The sequence below is a fragment of the Kitasatospora sp. NPDC048540 genome (assembly GCF_040651175.1).
In the GTDB taxonomy this organism is placed as follows: Bacteria; Actinomycetota; Actinomycetes; order Streptomycetales; family Streptomycetaceae; genus Kitasatospora.
Map to the genome: position 1 here is coordinate 1 of NZ_JBEZIR010000112.1, position 16,959 is coordinate 16,959.

13 protein-coding genes and 2 pseudogenes are annotated in these 16,959 nt (G+C 68.7%); 7 read left to right on the forward strand and 8 right to left on the reverse strand.

Features of this window, described 5'->3' with window-relative positions:
* Positions 1 to 739: 739 nt before the first annotated feature.
* A pseudogene (locus AB0D08_RS31420) lies at positions 740 to 1,053 on the reverse strand (transposase); the annotation flags it as partial.
* Positions 1,054 to 1,163: 110 nt separating this feature from the next.
* On the opposite strand from AB0D08_RS31420, the gene AB0D08_RS31425 reads away from it, so the two are divergent.
* Complete coding sequence (locus AB0D08_RS31425) at positions 1,164 to 1,607, forward strand: transposase (protein WP_149038102.1); 444 nt, start codon at positions 1,164 to 1,166, stop codon at positions 1,605 to 1,607.
* Between the two features lie 451 nt (positions 1,608 to 2,058).
* Positions 2,059 to 3,396 (forward strand): MFS transporter, encoded by a 1,338-nt coding sequence (locus AB0D08_RS31430; RefSeq protein WP_359893633.1) that lies wholly within the window; start codon positions 2,059 to 2,061, stop codon positions 3,394 to 3,396.
* 524 nt (positions 3,397 to 3,920) lie between these two features.
* Here the strand turns inward: AB0D08_RS31430 and AB0D08_RS31435 are convergent.
* The 3 genes from AB0D08_RS31435 to AB0D08_RS31445 all read right to left on the reverse strand — a co-directional run bounded on the left by AB0D08_RS31435 (position 3,921) and on the right by AB0D08_RS31445 (position 7,513).
* Positions 3,921 to 6,362: a beta-propeller fold lactonase family protein gene (locus tag AB0D08_RS31435; protein WP_359893635.1), complete on the reverse strand. Its 2,442-nt coding sequence runs from the start codon at positions 6,360 to 6,362 to the stop codon at positions 3,921 to 3,923.
* 349 nt (positions 6,363 to 6,711) lie between these two features.
* Positions 6,712 to 7,023, reverse strand: coding sequence for a hypothetical protein (locus AB0D08_RS31440; protein ID WP_359893637.1), 312 nt, complete (start codon positions 7,021 to 7,023; stop codon positions 6,712 to 6,714).
* Positions 6,968 to 7,513 carry a hypothetical protein gene (locus AB0D08_RS31445; protein ID WP_359893639.1) on the reverse strand — a complete coding sequence of 182 codons (546 nt, stop codon included), beginning with the start codon at positions 7,511 to 7,513 and terminating at the stop codon, positions 6,968 to 6,970. The genes AB0D08_RS31440 and AB0D08_RS31445 overlap by 56 nt, the downstream gene beginning before the upstream one ends.
* Before the next feature lie 11 nt (positions 7,514 to 7,524).
* Between AB0D08_RS31445 and AB0D08_RS31450 the strand changes: the two are divergent.
* Together AB0D08_RS31450 and AB0D08_RS31455 are read left to right on the forward strand one after the other, a co-directional pair.
* Positions 7,525 to 8,142 (forward strand): annotated as a pseudogene (locus tag AB0D08_RS31450) (IS5 family transposase); the annotation flags it as partial.
* 155 nt (positions 8,143 to 8,297) lie between these two features.
* Positions 8,298 to 9,032, forward strand: a complete 735-nt coding sequence (locus AB0D08_RS31455) for an enoyl-CoA hydratase/isomerase family protein (protein WP_359893640.1) — start codon at positions 8,298 to 8,300, stop codon at positions 9,030 to 9,032.
* A 206-nt stretch (positions 9,033 to 9,238) separates the two neighbouring features.
* Here AB0D08_RS31455 and AB0D08_RS31460 read toward each other — a convergent pair whose 3' ends face one another.
* Entirely contained in the window at positions 9,239 to 10,174 is a 936-nt protein-coding gene (locus AB0D08_RS31460; RefSeq protein ID WP_359893642.1) for an NADP-dependent oxidoreductase, read from the reverse strand.
* A 66-nt stretch (positions 10,175 to 10,240) separates the two neighbouring features.
* Positions 10,241 to 10,891, reverse strand: coding sequence for a DsbA family oxidoreductase (locus AB0D08_RS31465; protein ID WP_359893644.1), 651 nt, complete (start codon positions 10,889 to 10,891; stop codon positions 10,241 to 10,243).
* Between the two features lie 134 nt (positions 10,892 to 11,025).
* Here AB0D08_RS31465 and AB0D08_RS31470 point away from each other — a divergent pair, with 134 nt between their 5' ends.
* Both AB0D08_RS31470 and AB0D08_RS31475 read left to right on the forward strand, forming a co-directional pair.
* A complete protein-coding gene (locus tag AB0D08_RS31470; RefSeq protein ID WP_359893646.1) occupies positions 11,026 to 11,673 on the forward strand; it encodes a TetR/AcrR family transcriptional regulator in 648 nt (215 codons plus the stop codon).
* Positions 11,674 to 12,019: 346 nt separating this feature from the next.
* Positions 12,020 to 13,429, forward strand: a complete 1,410-nt coding sequence (locus tag AB0D08_RS31475) for an MFS transporter (RefSeq protein ID WP_051811844.1) — start codon at positions 12,020 to 12,022, stop codon at positions 13,427 to 13,429.
* A 60-nt stretch (positions 13,430 to 13,489) separates the two neighbouring features.
* On the opposite strand, the gene AB0D08_RS31480 is transcribed toward AB0D08_RS31475, so the two are convergent.
* On the reverse strand, positions 13,490 to 13,906 hold the full coding sequence (locus tag AB0D08_RS31480) for an amidohydrolase family protein (protein ID WP_051811843.1): 417 nt from the start codon (positions 13,904 to 13,906) through the stop codon (positions 13,490 to 13,492).
* A 428-nt stretch (positions 13,907 to 14,334) separates the two neighbouring features.
* Here AB0D08_RS31480 and AB0D08_RS31485 point away from each other — a divergent pair, with 428 nt between their 5' ends.
* On the forward strand, positions 14,335 to 15,837 hold the full coding sequence (locus AB0D08_RS31485; protein ID WP_033818423.1) for an HlyD family efflux transporter periplasmic adaptor subunit: 1,503 nt from the start codon (positions 14,335 to 14,337) through the stop codon (positions 15,835 to 15,837).
* 39 nt (positions 15,838 to 15,876) lie between these two features.
* On the opposite strand, the gene secE is transcribed toward AB0D08_RS31485, so the two are convergent.
* Positions 15,877 to 16,134, reverse strand: coding sequence for a preprotein translocase subunit SecE (secE, locus tag AB0D08_RS31490; RefSeq protein WP_033818424.1), 258 nt, complete (start codon positions 16,132 to 16,134; stop codon positions 15,877 to 15,879).
* Positions 16,135 to 16,959 lie beyond the last annotated feature (825 nt).

Consider the following 16,959-nt stretch of genomic DNA (forward strand, 5'->3'; position numbering starts at 1 on the left):
CCCCCGCCGACGCGAACACCCCCGACGACGAGGACGACGCCGCAGCAGCCGGCAACGCCAACACCACCGGCGCCGCCAACACCCCCACCACCACCGACACCCCCGCCACCACCAGACGACGCGAACCCACCACACCCGACACACGCACAGACATACAAAACTCCAAGATCAATAAGCGACACGGCAAACAGTCAAGAAGCAGCTGCTTCCAGGCGGCCCTTGCACGGCCAGCTTCACAGCACCCACCCACCCCACCCATCCCCCGAACAAACCTACAAACGGCCCTCGGAGGAGGCTGGGCTTGATTCTTTCGTCGGACACTCCTGATCAGGAGCTTGCTTCGGCCCTGGTAGGGATGACGGCCACATGGAGAGCATGGGGAGGAAGAAGCCACACCCTCGCCGCTCGTTCACGCCGGAGTTCAAGGCCAAAATCGTCGAGCTGTGCCGGCGCGGTGGCCGCTCGCTCGGTCAGGTCGCGAAAGACTTCGACCCGACCGAGACCGCGGGGCGGGCCGGGGTCCGGCAGGCCGAGGTCGACGCCGGCCAGCGCGACGGCCGGCCAGGCGCCTCACCTTCGACTGCCCCCCTCGACAATCGCCGGAACCGGCTCCAGGCCGAGCGCCGCGCGAGGTGCCGACAATCCATCACTTCCCGCTGCCAGGACGCCCCGGGCAAAGTGGCGCGCCGATCGCATCCACCAGACCGGCGGGGAACCAGTGCAGGAGTGCGAAGGCGGCTTCCATGACCCAGGGTTCTTGCCCAGGCCGCTGCCGTGTCCGGTTCCGCGTCGGGCGATGAGCGGGCGTATGCCCAGTTCGTGGACCTGGCGGCGGTAGATGTTGTGGTCGTAGCCGAGGTCGGCATAGAGCGTGTCGGGGCGCCGACGAGGGCGTCCGTGCTTACCGCGGATCGGCGGCACGGCGTGGATCAGGGGCAGGAGCTGAGTAACGTCGTTGCGGTTGCCGCCGGTCACAGTGGCGGCCAGAGGGATGCCGTTGGCGTCGAGGATGACGTGGTGCTTGCTGCCGGTCCTGCCCCGGTCCGCCGGTGAGTGTCCGCGTACTCAAGTGCTCAGCCGAGTACAGACGAACGGGCTCTGTCGCTGATCTTGTGACGTTGTAGCCGTTCGATCGTTTCGGATGGGTGTGCGGTTCAGGGGGTTTGCGGGAGGTTCTCCCGCATCTGGCGGGCGTGGTGGTCGAGTCGGTGCACCGGGACGCGGGCGTGGTCATGCTGCGTACTCGTCGAAGGCTGGGCATGACCGCGGCGAAGGACACCCTGCTGCGGCTGCTGCGAACCACCAAGCTGGCCGAACCAGGGCCCGTCCGGGTCTTGGGCATCGACGACTTCGCCCTGCTCAAAGGCCACACCTATGCCACGCTGCTGGTCGACCTTGAGGCCCGCCGACCGATCGACGTGCTGCCCGGCCGCGAGGCCGCACCGGTGGCCCGCTGGCTTGCCGACCACCCCAAGGTGCAGATCATCTGCCGGGACCGGATCTGCCTGCCCTGCGACAGTTCGCCGACGGCCTTCTCCACGATCGGGACGCAGTCGTCGCCGGCCTGTCGAGCACCTGGAGCTCTGGTCAGGTCGAAGGCCAGGTGACCAGGGTCAAGCTCCTCAAACGCGCCGGCTACGGCCGGGCCGGGCTCGACCCCCTCCGCAGCCGCATCCTCCTCCGAGCCTGAGGGCTACCTGCACATGAGCACACTCCTACCCCGAGCCGGACCGGAATCAGCTGGCCGCCGCGAGCTACCCCGGCCGGGGCCCCTGGCCGGGCCATCCCCGGTACCTGCCCGGGACGGTCTCTCGTCACTGTCAGCGATCCGGCTTTAGACTGGCTCCATACGGCGTGCCCACACCGCGGGTTGTTCCGCGACGGGCGGGCCGCCTTCCGATGCTGTCGCCTCCCTGGAAGTCGCGCATGGCCGCAGGTCCCGGCGAACCGCGCTCAGCCGATGCGTCCTCACCGGCGTCCGGCGAGCCGGCCCGGCGTGGCCGCCCGGGTCGGCCGGCGAGCGGTGGCCAGGTATCCGCCCGGTATGTTCCGCTGGCCGTGCTGAGTGCGGCGGCGGGCCTGGACGCCGGCGGTGTGGCCGTGCTCAACAGTGCTCTGCCCTCGATCGGCGCGCACTTCGGCACCTCGGCACAGAATCTTTCCTGGGCCGTGACCGGCTACGCGCTCTCGTTCGCGGGTCTCCTGCTGTGCGGTGGGGCGATGGCGGACCGGCTGCGCCGCCGCCGGGTGCTCGTCTGGGGCCTGGCCACGGTGGCGGCGGGTGCCGCGCTCGCGTTCACGGCGCCGGTGTTCTGGATGGTCGTGGCAGGGCGTGTGCTGCAGGGCGCGGGAGCGGCAATCACCATGCCGGCGGCCACGGCCCTGCTGACATCGGTGTATCCCAGTGGTCCGATGCGTTCACATGCCTTCGGGGTGTTCTCCGCCGCACAGGCAGGCTGCTACGGGGCGGGACTGGTGCTCGGGGGAGTGGTCACGAGTGCTCTCGGCTGGAGATGGGTGTTCGCGCTGCAGGTCCTGGTCGCGGTGTGCACGGCCGCGGCTGCGGTGCGGTGGCTGCCGATTGGTGCACCGAATCACCATCGGGGCCGCCTCGACCTGGTGGGAGCCGTGGCATTGGTGGCTGCGATCACCTTGGTCATCCTGGGCGCCGATACGGCTTCCCGGCCCGGCGGTGGCCCGCTCGCGGGCATCCTGGTCATAGCCGCGGCGGCCTGCGGATGCCTGTGGTGGCACCGAGGCCGTGCCCGCGGTGGGGATTCGGTCCTGCTGGACCGTGGACTGCTGCGCGTGCGCGGAGTACGCATCGCGGCGGTGGTGGCGAGTGCGTTCTACTTCTGCGTCACCGGCTCGCTGTTCTTGTTGCCGCTCTACCTCCAGCAGGTTCGTGGCCTGTCCCCGGCCTCATCGGGCCTTGCGATCCTTCCCGTCAGTCTGGCCGTCACCACCACCGCGGTGATCTCCGGCCGTCTGATGAAAGCCCGCCGACTACGCGTACTGCTGGCATCTGGCATCTGCCTCACCGCCGGCGGCGTGCTGATCTGGTGCACGGCCGGAACCCACACTCCTTATGCGGGGGTGGTTCTGACCGGCCTGGTCGTCACCGGTGTCGGGCAGGGGCTGGCGTTCCCGGCCATCACCGCCACCGGCTTGCGTGACGTACCGGACCGGGCACACGGTACCGCTGCGGCGGTCACGATCACCGCTCTGCAGATCGGCAGCGGTGTGGGCCCCACCGTCTTGGCGGGCATTGCCGAAGCCGTCGGTGAAGCGGCACACGGCAGCCTGTCGCTGTCCGGCTACCACCTTGCCTACGCCTCGGCGGCCGGCCTCCTGCTCCTCATCGGGCTCCCGGCCGCTGCCCGCCTGAAGAAGTGACGTGAATGGCGGGCCGACGTCGGACCGGACCGGAGACCCATAAGCCGAGACTCCGTGCCAACGGGGTCCTGGTCCGGTCGGCGGTGACGTGGTGGGCCGTCCGAGGCTCCGTCCCGCACCACCTGGTATGGACCAGCCTGTCCTTAGCTTGTTGTTTTACCTCCGGTGATCATCTTGAGGTTGTTCGATCTGGTCACCCATCCCCTGTAGTGCCTGCTCCTGTCCCGGTCCAGCTGTCGGCCCACGGGCGTGACCGGGCCTCTTGCACCGGCTTGCACCGGCTTGTGCCCGCTTGCCGCGGGGTCCTGGGCAGGGGCCCGGTCGCTGGAATGGCAGCGCGATGGTGCCGGACCTCCCTGTTGGCACCCGTTCCGGCTGTCGCTTCCCGAACTCCCACTCGGCATCTGGCAGTTGCAGGCACGTCACACAATGCGGTCCATCGGATCAGGCACGACCGCGAAGGCGAAGCCCGCAGAGTGGTCACAACCCGATGCGCACCCCAAGGCGCCGGGCAATCTCAGAAATTATTGGATGGAAAACTTAAAGGCGTGCCGGCTGCCGATGTCACCCATATCGGTTTGCAGAACGGTGCCTCCGTCAGGGTAGGAGGTGTAGGAAACAGGCCTCCCGTCCGCCGCCCGCAGGGCGAATTTACCACCCCCGAGGTCGATGTAATCGAACTTCTCGGAGGGGCCCACGGTAGGGGAGGATGCGTCCAGCATTCCGCGGTCTCCGAGTGTGACGTATCCACCGCTGCTGTGAAGAATCGAGTACTTGCCGTCATCCGTGCGATTGATGGTGAAATAGCGAGAGCGATCGCCAGCAGTGGAGGAGTCAAGGCTGATCAGCATGCCCCGCGGTCCGAGCTGGTTGGCTGAAGCCGTAGCGAAGTGGCCTGCCAGATGCAGGACGACCTTTCGGTGGTGCTCGGGGGACGAGTAGCTGGTCGATGCGCCGGGCTTCTGGTCGCTGGTGGTGTAGCTGCGAGTGCCGTCGATCGCAATTCCGAAAGGCCGTGCGACCTTTCCTTCTTCCTCTTCCTTAATCTTGATCGGATTTCCCGTTGGGGCACCGGAGGTCGCGTCGACCACGGTGATGGACCCGTCACCACCGTTCGCCACGTAAACGCGCGAGGAGTCCGGAGTGATCGACACTCCTTGCGGCAAGGGCCCCGTCGGGATGCTGTCCTTGATGACCTTTTGAGTGCTGGCATCGATCATGGTCATCGAATTGTCCGACCTGTTTGTGACGTAGGCGTGCTTGCCGTCGTCGCTGACGGCGATCGCACTGGGCTTCGTGCCTGTGGGGATTGGCTCGCCGACTACCTTTCCATCGGCTGTTTCGATGACCGTGACGGAGTCGCCGGCCTGGTTGGCCACGTAGGCGTGCTTGCCGTCGTTGCTGACGGCGATCGCACTGGGCGCCCGGCCCGTGGAAATCACCTGGCGCGCATCAGGCTCCTCGGCCGATGTATCGATGACCGTGACGGAGTTGTCCGCCCGGTTGGCCACGTAGGCGTGCTTGCCGTCGTCGCTGACGGCGATCGCGCTGGGCTTCGCACCGGTGGGGACGGGTTCGCCGATGCTCCGGTTGGTGGTGGTGTCGACGACGGTGAGGGTGTTGTCGGCCAGGTTGGTGGTGTAGGCGCGGGTGCCGTCAGGGGAGACGGCGACGGCGGTGGGGTTCCTGCCGACCTTGATCGGTTCGCCGACGCTCTGGTTGGTGGTGGTGTCGACGACGGTGAGGGTGTTGTCGGCCAGGTTGGTGGTGTAGGCGCGGGTGCCGTCAGGGGAGACGGCGATGCCCTTGGGGCTCTGGTGCAGGGAGCTGGGGAGGCGGGTGGCGGTGACCGTGTTGGCCTCGGCGTTGGCGACGTAGAGGTTGCCGGTCCAGGTGACGGCCGCGCCATAGGGGGCGTCCCCGGTGGGGATGGGGTCGCCGGTGGGGCGGTTGGTGGCGGTGTCGATGGCGGTGACGGTGTCGTCGTCGATGTTGGTGACCAGGAGGTGATCGGCCCAGGGCGTGAGGGTGACCGCGAAGGGGGACTTGCCGACCTTGATCGGTTCGCCGACGCTCTGGTTGGTGGTGGTGTCGATGACGGTGACGGTGTTGTCGGCGGTGTTGGCGACGTAGGCGTGCTTCCCGTCCGGGGTAACAGTGACACCCATCGGCTGGTTGCCGACCTTGATCGGCTGCCCGACGACGGTGTTGGTGGTGGTGTCGATCACCGACACCGTCCCGGCACCGTTGTTGGCGACATACACCCGGGTCCCGTCCGGACTGCTCTGCAGCAGTGAGGGTGCGGCGCCGACCGTGATCGGCTGCCCGACGACGGTGTTGGTGGTGGTGTCGATCACCGACACCGTTCCGGCGCCGTTGTTGGTGACGTAGGCGCGGGTGCCGTCTGTGGAAAGCGTGATGCCGAGCGGGTCCGTGCCGACCTTGATCGGCTGCCCGACGACGGTGTTGGTGGTGGTGTCGATCACCGACACCGTCCCGGCACCGTTGTTGGCGACATACACCCGGGTCCCGTCTTTGCTCGCGGCCGACCACAGCGGGGTACTGCCGACCTTGATCGGCTGCCCGACGACGGTGTTGGTGGCGGTGTCGATCACCGACACCGTCCCGGCGTTGGCACTGGTGACGTACGCACGACTCTCGTCGGGCAGCAGGGCCACCGAGTCCGGGTAGCCACCGACCGGGATCGGATCAGCTGCCAGGTCCTCGGTCAGGGCGTCAGCGGGCGCGGCCGGGCGTTGGATCTCCTGCGAGGCGGGCGGCTGAGGGTTCGTTCCGCCCGCAGGAACGATCTCCTTCGGTGGGGCTTCCGCGGTCGTCGTCACTGGATCGTCCTCCGCCGATGCGGAGGCGGGGAACGCGACCACGGCGAGCGGTGACGCGAACGCGATGGCCACCGCCAGCAGCCGGCGACGGGAACGGGAACGGGGAAGACGATGCGTGGACACGGACGTGAACTCCTCAGCTGTGACATCGAACAAACGACACGCGATAGGCCAGAAGGCGTCCCGGCACGCCCATCCCCGCCGGACCTGGCAGGAGGAAACGTAGGACCGCCGGGCCGCACCGCACCACTACACCCCGAACCACCCCCCACCCACCTCCACCGAACAGCCCCGCCACCGGAGGAAGCACCCCCACCCACCAGACACCGATCGTGCCTGCATGCCGTGTCCCTGCCTCGCCGGCAAGGCCTGCGCCGGCTTCCCGGGGGATAAGTCGCCGAGGGCCTTCGACGTCGACGCCAACCCGAACATCGACCCGGCCGGCGATGGCGGCTGGTCGCCGAGACCGTGCTCACCGCCCTTGCGGCTGCCCCTGGTCGGTCCGTCCGGCACGGCGGCGGCGCACCGGATCGCGCAGGACACCGTCACTCTCGCCGGGACGCTCGCTGGCCAGCTCGGCCTTCTTCGGCAACTGCAGGGCGTTGACAGCGAAGACCACGGCGTCGGCGCGGCGAGTGTCGACCACCGGGAGGCTTTCGCAGAACCGCGCCGCGACCTTCGGGCTGACGTCCGCGAACAGGCGCAGCGGATCGAGGCCGACCTCGCTGTCATGGCCGATGCGGATGACCTGCGCGGTGCCGGGGCAGGCTTGGGCGAAGCGCACCCGCTCCTCGTCCTTGGTGCGGTCCACGATCACCGCCCGCCCGCCCGCGCGAGCCTGGCCGGCCCGCCAGGCGGCCGCGGGCCAGCACGTTGAACACCGCGGCCTTCATCGCGACGGACTTGCCAGCGCCGAGCTCGCCCAGGAACGCCATCGACGCGCTCGCGTCCGTACGCGGCCCGCGGGCCGGGTCGACCAGAACGGGCCGGGCGCCGCCGGAGGCGAGCTGCAGGCCGAACAGGGCTCCGCGCTCATCACCGAGCTGAGAGCCGCACCAGGGCATCGCCATCGCGAAGTCCCGCGCGAGCAGGATCTGGGCGTAGCCGAGCATCACCCGCGGGGTCCGGCAGCCGGGTGGCATCGCCTGCCACAGTGCGGTCTGCTCCCCGACCGGCCGGGCGAAGGTGTACTCGGTGGCGCGGAAGTCGGAGGCCAGGGCGGCGGCCCGGTCCTGCGCGTCGTCAGAGGGTGTTCGATAGGGGAATCCCGCCAACTGTCCGGCCGGTCTACGCCTACTTCGCCCGCTGGCAGAAGGAGGGAGTGTTCGAGCAGCTCAACGGACTTCTCCGACGCCTGGTCCGCGCCGCCGAAGGCCGCGATCCGGAGCCGACGGCGTGCATCATCGACTCCCAGAGCGTGAAGACCTCCACGAACGTTCCCGCCGCCACGCAGGGTGTCGACGTCGGGAAGAGGATCGTCGGCAGGAAACGCAGCATCGTCACCGACACCATCGGCTTGCTGCTCGTGGTGCTGGTCACCGCCGCGAGCGTGCAGGACGGCACCGCTGGTCAGCAGCTGCTGTCCGCGGTCGCGGCCAAGCACCCCGCGATCAGCAAGGCCTGGGCCGACCTGGGCTACAAGAACGCCGTAGTCGAACACGGAGCCGCGGTGGGCATCGACGTCGAAATTGTCCGCCGCGATCCCACCACCAGGGGCTTCGTCGTCCAGCCCCGGCGCTGGGTCGTCGAGCGGACCGTCGGCCGGCTCATGCACCACAGGCGCCTCGCCCGCGACTGCGAGGCGCTGCCGGCCCGCTCCGAAGCCATGATCCACGTCGCGATGATCGGCCTCATGACCCGTCGGCTCACCGGTGAGAGCACCCCGACCTGGCGCGGAGCATGAACCTCGGAGTCAGGGATGAAACGCCCGGTTAGGCCGAACGCGCTGAGCGGAAGGCCCCGGGGAGGCCCTCGGACCATGATGACTGACAGTGCGGGCGGAATGCGGCGGTACCGCCTTCGCCTCCCGCAACGAATCTAGGGAAAGGCGTGCTGGTCATGGGTAACTGGACCGTTGAGACCCGCAACAAGATCGCGGGATTGACGTTCAGCCGACTGCCGGACAACCAGATGGACCTGGACTCCCTGAGCGAGCTGGCCGGCCTCCTGGAGGAGATCGCCCGGCGCACGGACGACATCAGCGTCGTGCTGCTCAAGAGCGGGATCGACGGCATCTTCATCAAGCACGCGGACCTGGAGATCCTGCGACGGGCGGCGGCCGGCACCCTGAGTGCCGAGGACGGGAAGGCCTGGCCACGTGCGCTTGGACTGCTGGAGTCGATTCCGCAGCCGGTCATCGCAACGATCGACGGCCAAGCATGGGGCGGTGGCCTGGAGACCACCCTGGCGTCCACGCTGCGGATCGCTTCGGCCCGTTCCCATTTCTCCCAACCCGAGATCCGCTTCGGCATCATTCCCGGCGGCGGTGGAACCCAGCGGCTGCCGCGTCTGATCGGCAAGGGACCGGCTGCGGACCTGATCCTCACCGGCCGCGTGATCGGTGCCGACGAGGCCCACCGCCTGGGCATCGTCAACGTCGTTCTGCCCACCGAGGGCTTCGCCCAGCTTGCCGAGGATTGGGCCACCCAGCTCACCCGCAACCCCGCCCCGGCCCTGTTCGCCGCCAAGCGGGCCGTGCTCGACGGCCTCGCCCTTCCCCTGGACGATGGCCTCGCCCTCGAACGTGACCTGTTCCAGCAGACCGTCCCCACCAGCGTGTTCGCTCACCTCTGACCTGCTGCGACTTCAGGGCGGATCATCCGTCCGGTCGGGTGGAGCACGGTCGGCCCGGTCGCGGTGCCACCGGCGCAGAAGCCCCGGAGACCGGGACGGCCGCCTGCAACGTGGCGGTCCGCCGCGGGCGGCGTTGTGTCTGGCCCCGCCGCCGACCCGGGCCCGGCAGGGTGCGCCTCCCGGGCCGACCGGCGCCCGAACGGTGCTCAGGCGGAGATGCTGAGCACCGTCCGCCCCCGGGCCCGGCCGCGCTCCACCTCGGCGAGCGCGTCCGCGGCGCGCTCCAGCGGGAGGACCGTCCGGACGACGGGCCGCAGTTCGCCGGAGGTCACCAGCTCGGCGATCCGGGTGAGCTGGGCGCCGTCCGGACGCATGAAGAAGGCGTTCGCCTCGACGCCCCAGCGGGCCTTCTTGGCCTCGGCGTCCTGGATGAAGACGATCGACACCAGGGTGCCGCCCGGCTTGAGCAGCGGGAAGGACCGGTCCTGGGTCTCGCCGCCGACGGTGTCGAGGACCACGTCGACCGGCTCGACGACCTCGTCGAACTTCTCGTTGCGGTAGTCGATCACCTGGTCTGCGCCCAGCGACCGGGCCAGCTCGATGCTGTCCGGGCTGACGGTGGTGACCACCTCGGCGCCGAGGTGCTTGGCGATCTGGACGGCTGCGGCCCCCACCCCGCCCGCACCGGCGTGGATCAGCACCCGCTGCCCGGCCAGCAGGCGGCTCTGCTCGGTCAGGGCCTGCCAGGCCGTCAGCGCGACCAGCGGCAGCGAGGCGGCCTCCTCGAAGGACATGGCGGCGGGCTTGGCCGCCACCAGCGACTCGTCCACGGCCACGTACTCGGCGAAGGCCGCGCCGACCCGCGGGTCGACCCGTGCGAAGACCTCGTCGCCCACCGCGAAACCGGTGACCGTGTCGCCGACCGCGGCCACCACCCCGGCGACCTCGTTGCCGAGCACCCGGGGCTCGGAGAGGCCCTCGGGCTGCATGAAGCCCTTGACGATCAGGTGGTCGATCGGGTTGACCCCGGCGGCCCGGGCCTCGATCAGGACGTCACGGGGGCCGACCGCAGGAGCGGGGACCTCGTCGAGCGTCACGACGTCGGTGACGGGGCCGTAGGTGTGGATGGTCACTGCCTTCATGGTGCGTTCCTTGCGTGTGCGTGTGCGGCTGGGGATCGGAGGGGGAGGGATGCGGTGGGGTGGGGGCTAGGCGTCGGCGGGGGTGGTCGCGGTGTCTGCGGCGATCCGGGTCATGACTTCGAGCAGCAGTTCCGGGCTCTGGGCCCCGGACACGGCCGTCTTCCCGTCGAAGACGAAGGTCGGGACCGAGGTGATGCCCAGCCGGGCGGCCTCGGCGAGCTCGGCGTGGACCTCCTCGACGCCGTCCTGCGAGGCGAGGAAGGCCGTGACCTCGGCCCGGTCCAGCCCGGCCGCGACGGCGATGTCGGTGAGGGCCGCGTGGTCGCCGAGGTGGCCGCCGTCGGTGAAGTAGTGGGCGAGCAGGCCTTCCTTCACGGCGCTCTGCTCCCGCCGGCCGTGGCGTCCGGCGAACCCGATGAGGCGGTGCGCGGTGAAGGTGTTGGTGGCCACCGCGTCGTCCATCCGGAAGGTGATGCCTTCGGCGGCGGCCGCCTCGGTCAGCGGGGCGAAGATGCTCTGCGCCGGGCGGCCGAACTTGCGCTCGTAGACCTGGGCGGACGGCTCGCCGGCCTCGGAGGCGTCGGGGTTGAGCTGGAACGGGCGGTAGACGACCTCGACGTCCGCCGCTCCGGGGAACGCCGCCAGGGCCTTCTCGAACCGGCGCTTGCCGATGTAGCACCACGGGCACACGACGTCCGAGTAGATCTCGACCTTCACGACTGCTCCTGACGGGACCGGGACCGGTCCGGGCGGCTGGGGTATTGGACCTTTCGTTCCAGAACTTAGCAATTCTGGAACGTTAGGTCAAATACATGCTGCTTCCGCGCCCCGCATTGGGTAGCGTTGGACCCATGGGACGACCGCGCACGTTCGACGAAGAGGCGATCCTGGACCGGGCGATGCTCCTGTTCTGGCGCAAGGGCTACGAGGCCACCACCATGAACGACCTGGTGGACGAGCTGGGGCTGGGCCGGGGCTCGATCTACGCCGCGTTCGGCGACAAGCACCGGCTGTTCCTGCTGGCCCTCGGCCGCTACCTCGGCCGCCAGGAGGAACTCCTCGCGTCCTCCTTCGACGACCGCAGCCCCGCCCTCCCGCAGCTGCGCCGGCTGTTCGACCGGCTGCTGCAGACCGACTCGTTCTGCAGCGGCTCGGGCTGCTTCAGCGTCAACAGCATCGCGGAGCTGCTGCCCAACGACCAGGCGGTCGCCGAGCTGGCACGGCGCAGCCTGCGCAAGGCCGAGGAGACCTTCGCCACCCAGCTGGACCGCGCCCGGCTCGGCGGCGAGCTGTCGCCCCCCGTCACCCCCGCCGAGGCCGCCCATCTGCTGGTGACCTTGGTCCAGGGACTCCAGATCATGCGCAAGGCCGACCCCGACCCGGCCCGCACCGCCGCCTGCCTGGACGCCACGTTCGCCCTGCTGACACCCGGCCCCCGGCCGGACGAGGTGGTCATCACCCCCGAACCAGCCTCGGAGCCGGACCTCGCGCTGTCCTGAACACCGCACTCGAGGCTACCGACGAGCCGCCTCTGCTCGGGCCACCCGGAGCGAAGGCGGGAGCACGACGACGGGACCTCCAGAAGCAGGGCCACAACCGGCTCCGGGAGCAGTAGCGCCCTCCAGTATTTGTCACTGACAACCCGGCACGCTCCAGCAGTACGCAGGACGACGGGTGGATGCAGCCGACTGCGGCGTGTCCGAGGATCCTCCCCGTTCCCTCCGGGCCGTACGATCCTCGGTGGACCGAGCGGATCAAGGCGAGGCCCGGACGGTATCGCTGCGCAGGGGTAAGTGCGCAGATTCCGGCTGTCGCAGACATCAGAGGCTGAGGGCCATGGCAGACATGCATCAGGGCGACGGCGGAGCGCCATCCGCAACTCCCGGGCCCGGGCTGCGGGCATGGGCTCCTCTGCTCGCAGTGTGTTTCGGCTACTTCATGGTGATCCTGGACGTTACGATCATCAACGTCGCCGTGCCTGTCGTCGGCCGTGACCTGGGGGCCTCCCTCACCGCCATCCAATGGATCACCGACGGCTACACCCTGGTCTTCGCCGGACTGCTCCTTACCGGGGGCGCGTTGGGTGACCGCCTGGGCAACCGGCGCGTGTTCTGCTGGGGCGTGGCCGTGTTCGGTGCCGCATCGGCCGCCTGCGCGCTTGCGCAGAGCCCGTCCTTCCTGGTCGTCGCCCGGCTGGCGGAAGGTGCCGGGGCGGCGCTGATCGTGCCCGGTTCCCTGGCACTGCTCCAGCAGGCGTACCCTTCGCCGGATGCCCGCTCCCGCGCCTTCGGTCTCTGGGGCTCGATGGCCGGCATCGCCGCGTCCGCGGGCCCGTTGCTCGGCGGTCTCCTCGTCACCACGGTCGGCTGGCGCTGGGTGTTCCTGATCAACATTCCCGTGGGGGCGGCCTGCTTTGCGCTGACAGTGCGATCTGTCGCGCCCTCACCCCGGCACTCTGCTCGGGCCATGGACTGGCCGGCCCAGGCCGCAGTGGTTTCGGCAGTGGCTCTGTTGACCGCGGCGCTCAACGAGGCCGGCCGGCGCGGCTGGACGGATCCCTTCGTCCTCGCCTGCGCAGGTCTAGCAGTGACCGCCGTGGTGGCGTTCGCGGTGCGCGAGCACCTGGCACGCACACCCGTGCTTCCACTGGGTTTGCTGCGGTCGCGTGCACTCAGCGGCGGAGCCACCATCGGCTTGCTGTTCAACTTCGGCTTCTACGGGATGGTATTCACCGCCAGCCTCTACTTCCAGCACCAGCGCCACTACAGCGCCCTGGCCACCGGAGCGGCCCTGTTGCCCGCCGTAGTGATGACCACGTTTGCCTCCGTCGTCTCCGGCAGGCTGGCGCGCCGCACCGGCCACCGCCCGCTCGTGACCAGCGGCATGCTCCTGGCAGCTGCGGGCCTGGCGGGCTGGGCCGCCGCCGGACCCGACCCCGCCTACCTCCTCCTGATCGCTCCGATGATGGCCGCCGGGTTCGGAACCTCCTTCGCTCTGACCGGTTCCACCAGCACCGTGATGACGGCAGCACCCACCGGCTACGCGGGTACTGCCTCCGCCGTGTTCAACACCACCCGCCAGATCGGCAGCGCCACCGGTGTCGCACTGGGCGGTACTCTCCTCGCCACCGCAACCGACTACTCGGCCGGGCTGCGATCCAGCATGGCCATCGGAGCTCTCGCCTATCTGATCGCCGCCGCTGTCGCGGGGGTTTGCGTACCGGGAAAGGCCGCCGTCACCCCTGGCAAAGGCTGAGACCGGCCTGGCAGAGGCAGCGTCGTCTCTTGTTTCCCGCTTCAAAAGGCCGGCGCGTTGTCAGCTGCGCCCGGGCAACGGGTGCTCGGCGATCCGGTAGAACGCGGCGGCGTTGTCGTGGAGTACGGCGTTCACGTTCGCCGCGCCCGCCAGTTCGGCGAGAAGCTGCACCTCGCCGTCTTCGAACGGGCGCGGGGCGCGAGTAGAAGGCAGGTCGGAGCCGAACATCAGAGCGGTGGGGTTGGTCCTGACGATGGCCCGGACAGTCTGGTCGATGTCCAAGGATACCCGCCCGAACCCGCGGGCCTTCACTTTGGCGCCGGACCCGACCAAGCGGAGCAGACTCGGTAGTCCCGCTGCGGAGAGGCCGAGATGGTCGACGCTCACCGCGGGAAGCGAGCTCAATACCGGGAGGAGATCGGCGAGTTCGAGAGCTTCGAGGTAGAGCTCGACGTGCCGGCCGGCCACCTCGTACACCCGTCGGGCGAGCGTGTCCAGTTGGGCGGGGGACGCCGATCCGTGAAACTTCACTGTGCTGGGCAGCCCGTCTCAGTGGGAGAAGTTCACCCTTAGGGGCGGGAGTAACGGGCCCGAGCGGGTGACGATGCGCGACCCCCCACCGGTCCCGTTCGTTACGTCTGGCAGGGATCCGATCGGGCCTGCCACTGGGCGCACGGCCGTTGCGCTGCCGGTAACGCTTTTCGACTGTGCCGGCCGAGCCTATTCCGCTCATCCATCATGAACCGATCGTCTCACTACCGTTCAAGGGGACATAAACGACCGAGATCCAGATCCGTCCAGCGGCCACACACATTCGCCCCGTGCGCGGCTGCCCACGGCTTCGCTTGACATCACCACAGCCGGAAACGCGTGCGAAGTAAGGAAGAAGAGGAGGCCTGGTGGCAATGCTTCGCATGCCGGCCGGTATCTCAAGGATGGCCGCGAAGTGTTCCGCCTGGGTTTCGCACCTGTCGCGCAAGGTCTGGGCCCGATGGGCGCTCCTGGCCGCCGTGCTGCTTGCCGGTGCCCTCGTCGCAGTACTCCTCCATCTCCCCAAGAAGCGCTGGGCGTTCACGGTCAAACCGACCGATGTCGTTTCGACGGCGCAGGTCACCGGCGAGGTTCAGCCGACCGCGATCTATCAGCTCTACTTCGGTGCCGCGATTGCCCAGACGCGGGCGGAGCCACACGCGCCCGACGCCTGTGGCGTGCTCGCAACCAGAAACGACCCGGAGAAGCTGCTCGGGCCGGTCCGGTACCTCGTCCGCCAGGGCGTTCATGTGACGTCTGGTCAAGTCATCGCCGCAGCCGATACGACCGCTGCCCAACGTGAACTGGAAGCCGCACGCGCTGCCCTGACACAGGACCAGGCCATCCTGAAGGCAGACCAAGCCGTGGCCTCCCGGCTGGCGTCCCCAAGCGCCAGTCCCGGTGTCTCCGCTGCAACTGCCCCGTCCGCAGCACCATCGTCGTCCCTGAATCCAGCCCCCGGCCCGTCGTTACCGACCCCCTCGCCTTCCCTCTCCGCTTCGGCGGCAGCGAGTCCGACCATGACGAATGAGCAGCTCGCAGCGGACGAAGACCGTGTGGACGCTGCGGAGCACCGAATGGCCGCAGCCCAGCAGGTCACAGACAGCTCCAGCATCATTGCACCGGCTGACGGCATCGTCGAGGCCGTGACCACTGCCCTTGGGGCGGTGCCTTCGTGTCACTCACCAGCCATGGTCCTTCGCCCTGACACTCTCCAGGTCGATGCGACGATTCCGGTGGAGGTGCTGCGCCGGGTCACCATCGGGCAGCGTGCCGTCGTCAACGTGCCTGACGCGGGACGGACGCGTCAGACCAGGGTGACCACGCCGCCGACCTCCCGTCAGGGCGCCGTAAGCACAACTCCACCCGCGTATGCGCCGCCAGGTGCCGTGACGCATGCGGGCGCGCCCGTCACCTACCACCTGCTGCTCGGCCTGCCGGTCTCCACCGACGGTGTTCTGCCGGGGATGCGCGCACAGGTCACCCTGGTGCTGGCCGAACGCAGCCGAGTACTGGCGGTCCCCAATTCCGCGGTCAAGCATGATGGGAACGGGTCCTATGTGAGCTTGCTCCGCTGTGATCCGGACTCCGAGAACTGTGGATCGCAAACCTCTGAGCGTGGCGATGTCCAGACCGGGCTGGTCGGTGACTTCCTGACCGAGATCACCGGCGGCCTCACCGCAGGGGATGAGGTGGTTCTCCCCGGTCCCGTCCCGACGATCACACCTCTGCCCTCGGTCACGGGCAGCTCTCCGATCGCACCCACGGATCTCGGGAGCCTGCCGGTGCCGCCTCCGGTTCCAAGTGGCAGGGAGACCGCTGCAGACTCGAACAGCAAGGGACCGGCAGCCGCAGGCTCGGCTCCTCCCGTGCCCTGACCGAGGGCGGGACTGCACGCGTCGGCAGCGCAGAAATCCCTACCCGAAGATCAGCAGGGCGAGGTGCGAGAAAGCCGTATCAATTCCATATACAAACATCATGACGACAAGTACGAACGAAACGACTACGATGGTGTACTGGGTGAGCTGGCTGCGGGTGGGCCACACGACCTTGCGAAGCTCGGCAATCACCTGCCGATAGAAAAGGGCAAGCTTGCTGAACGTGCTTTTCTTCCGGCTCTTCGGGGGTTTCCGTTCCGCTGTCCTGGGCTCCTCGGAACTGGTCAGATCGTCCATGGGTCGCCCACTGGGATGTCTGCCTTCGCATTGCCGGATGCCGCTGACGGAGATGTCGGTACCTGGTCGTCCTGGGACGTGTGATCCGTCCGCTTTCCGGCCGCCGGCGTCGGACTGGTTGTCCTGCTGGGCACGTGCCTCCTCCGCCCGCTGCGCGTGGCGTCGCCTGGCCGTGGCCTGGCGCGCCGCCCCCTCGCAGGCTGGGCTAGGCGCCTGCTGTTGAGGGGACGGCCGTCTGCTGCACCCGCCCGTGCGTCAGTGATGCTCATTCATCCGAGTCCACCCTTTGGCGACGGACACCGCCACCCTGATCATCCGATCGTGGGACAACGGTGTGGTGCGAACTGGCACACGATGGATGGCAACAGTGAAGCTCTGATGCGAATCCGGTGATACACGATGTCTCGCGCAGCCCTTGCCTCTCGCCCGTCCGAGCGAATGTCATACGCCAGGCGGGAAACGCCGATTCAGCCGGACCCGGATGTTCTGTACCGCCTGTACTGGCAGGAGCGCCGCCCGATCGGCGAGATCTGTGCCAAACTTCGGCTGACTCCGACGGTTCTCCTCTCCTATGCCGATCGATACGGCATCCCGCGACGTCCTGTCCTGACCGCCGGATCCGGTCCGTCCGGGAACTGGCTGGCTCAGGGTGATCTCGTAGACCTGTGGAGCGGGGGGCACACGCTGGGCTGTGTCGCGCAGACGGCCAAACTTGCGAAACGCCAGGTGCGCGCTCGTCTTGCAGCAAGTGGGCGCACTGCTGAGGGTTCTGAATCAGGGGGGCGTCACGCCCGCCGCCGCTGGTTCTGCCGCGCCGGTGCTCCC

Coding starts and splice junctions, on each gene's coding strand:
- AB0D08_RS31455 (WP_359893640.1), top strand. CDS start 8,298: ATGGGTAACTGGACCGTTGAGACCCGCAACAAGATCGCGGGATTGACG.
- AB0D08_RS31460 (WP_359893642.1), bottom strand. CDS start 10,174: ATGAAGGCAGTGACCATCCACACCTACGGCCCCGTCACCGACGTCGTG.
- AB0D08_RS31470 (WP_359893646.1), top strand. CDS start 11,026: ATGGGACGACCGCGCACGTTCGACGAAGAGGCGATCCTGGACCGGGCG.
- AB0D08_RS31475 (WP_051811844.1), top strand. CDS start 12,020: ATGCATCAGGGCGACGGCGGAGCGCCATCCGCAACTCCCGGGCCCGGG.
- AB0D08_RS31485 (WP_033818423.1), top strand. CDS start 14,335: ATGCTTCGCATGCCGGCCGGTATCTCAAGGATGGCCGCGAAGTGTTCC.
- secE (WP_033818424.1), bottom strand. CDS start 16,134: ATGGACGATCTGACCAGTTCCGAGGAGCCCAGGACAGCGGAACGGAAA.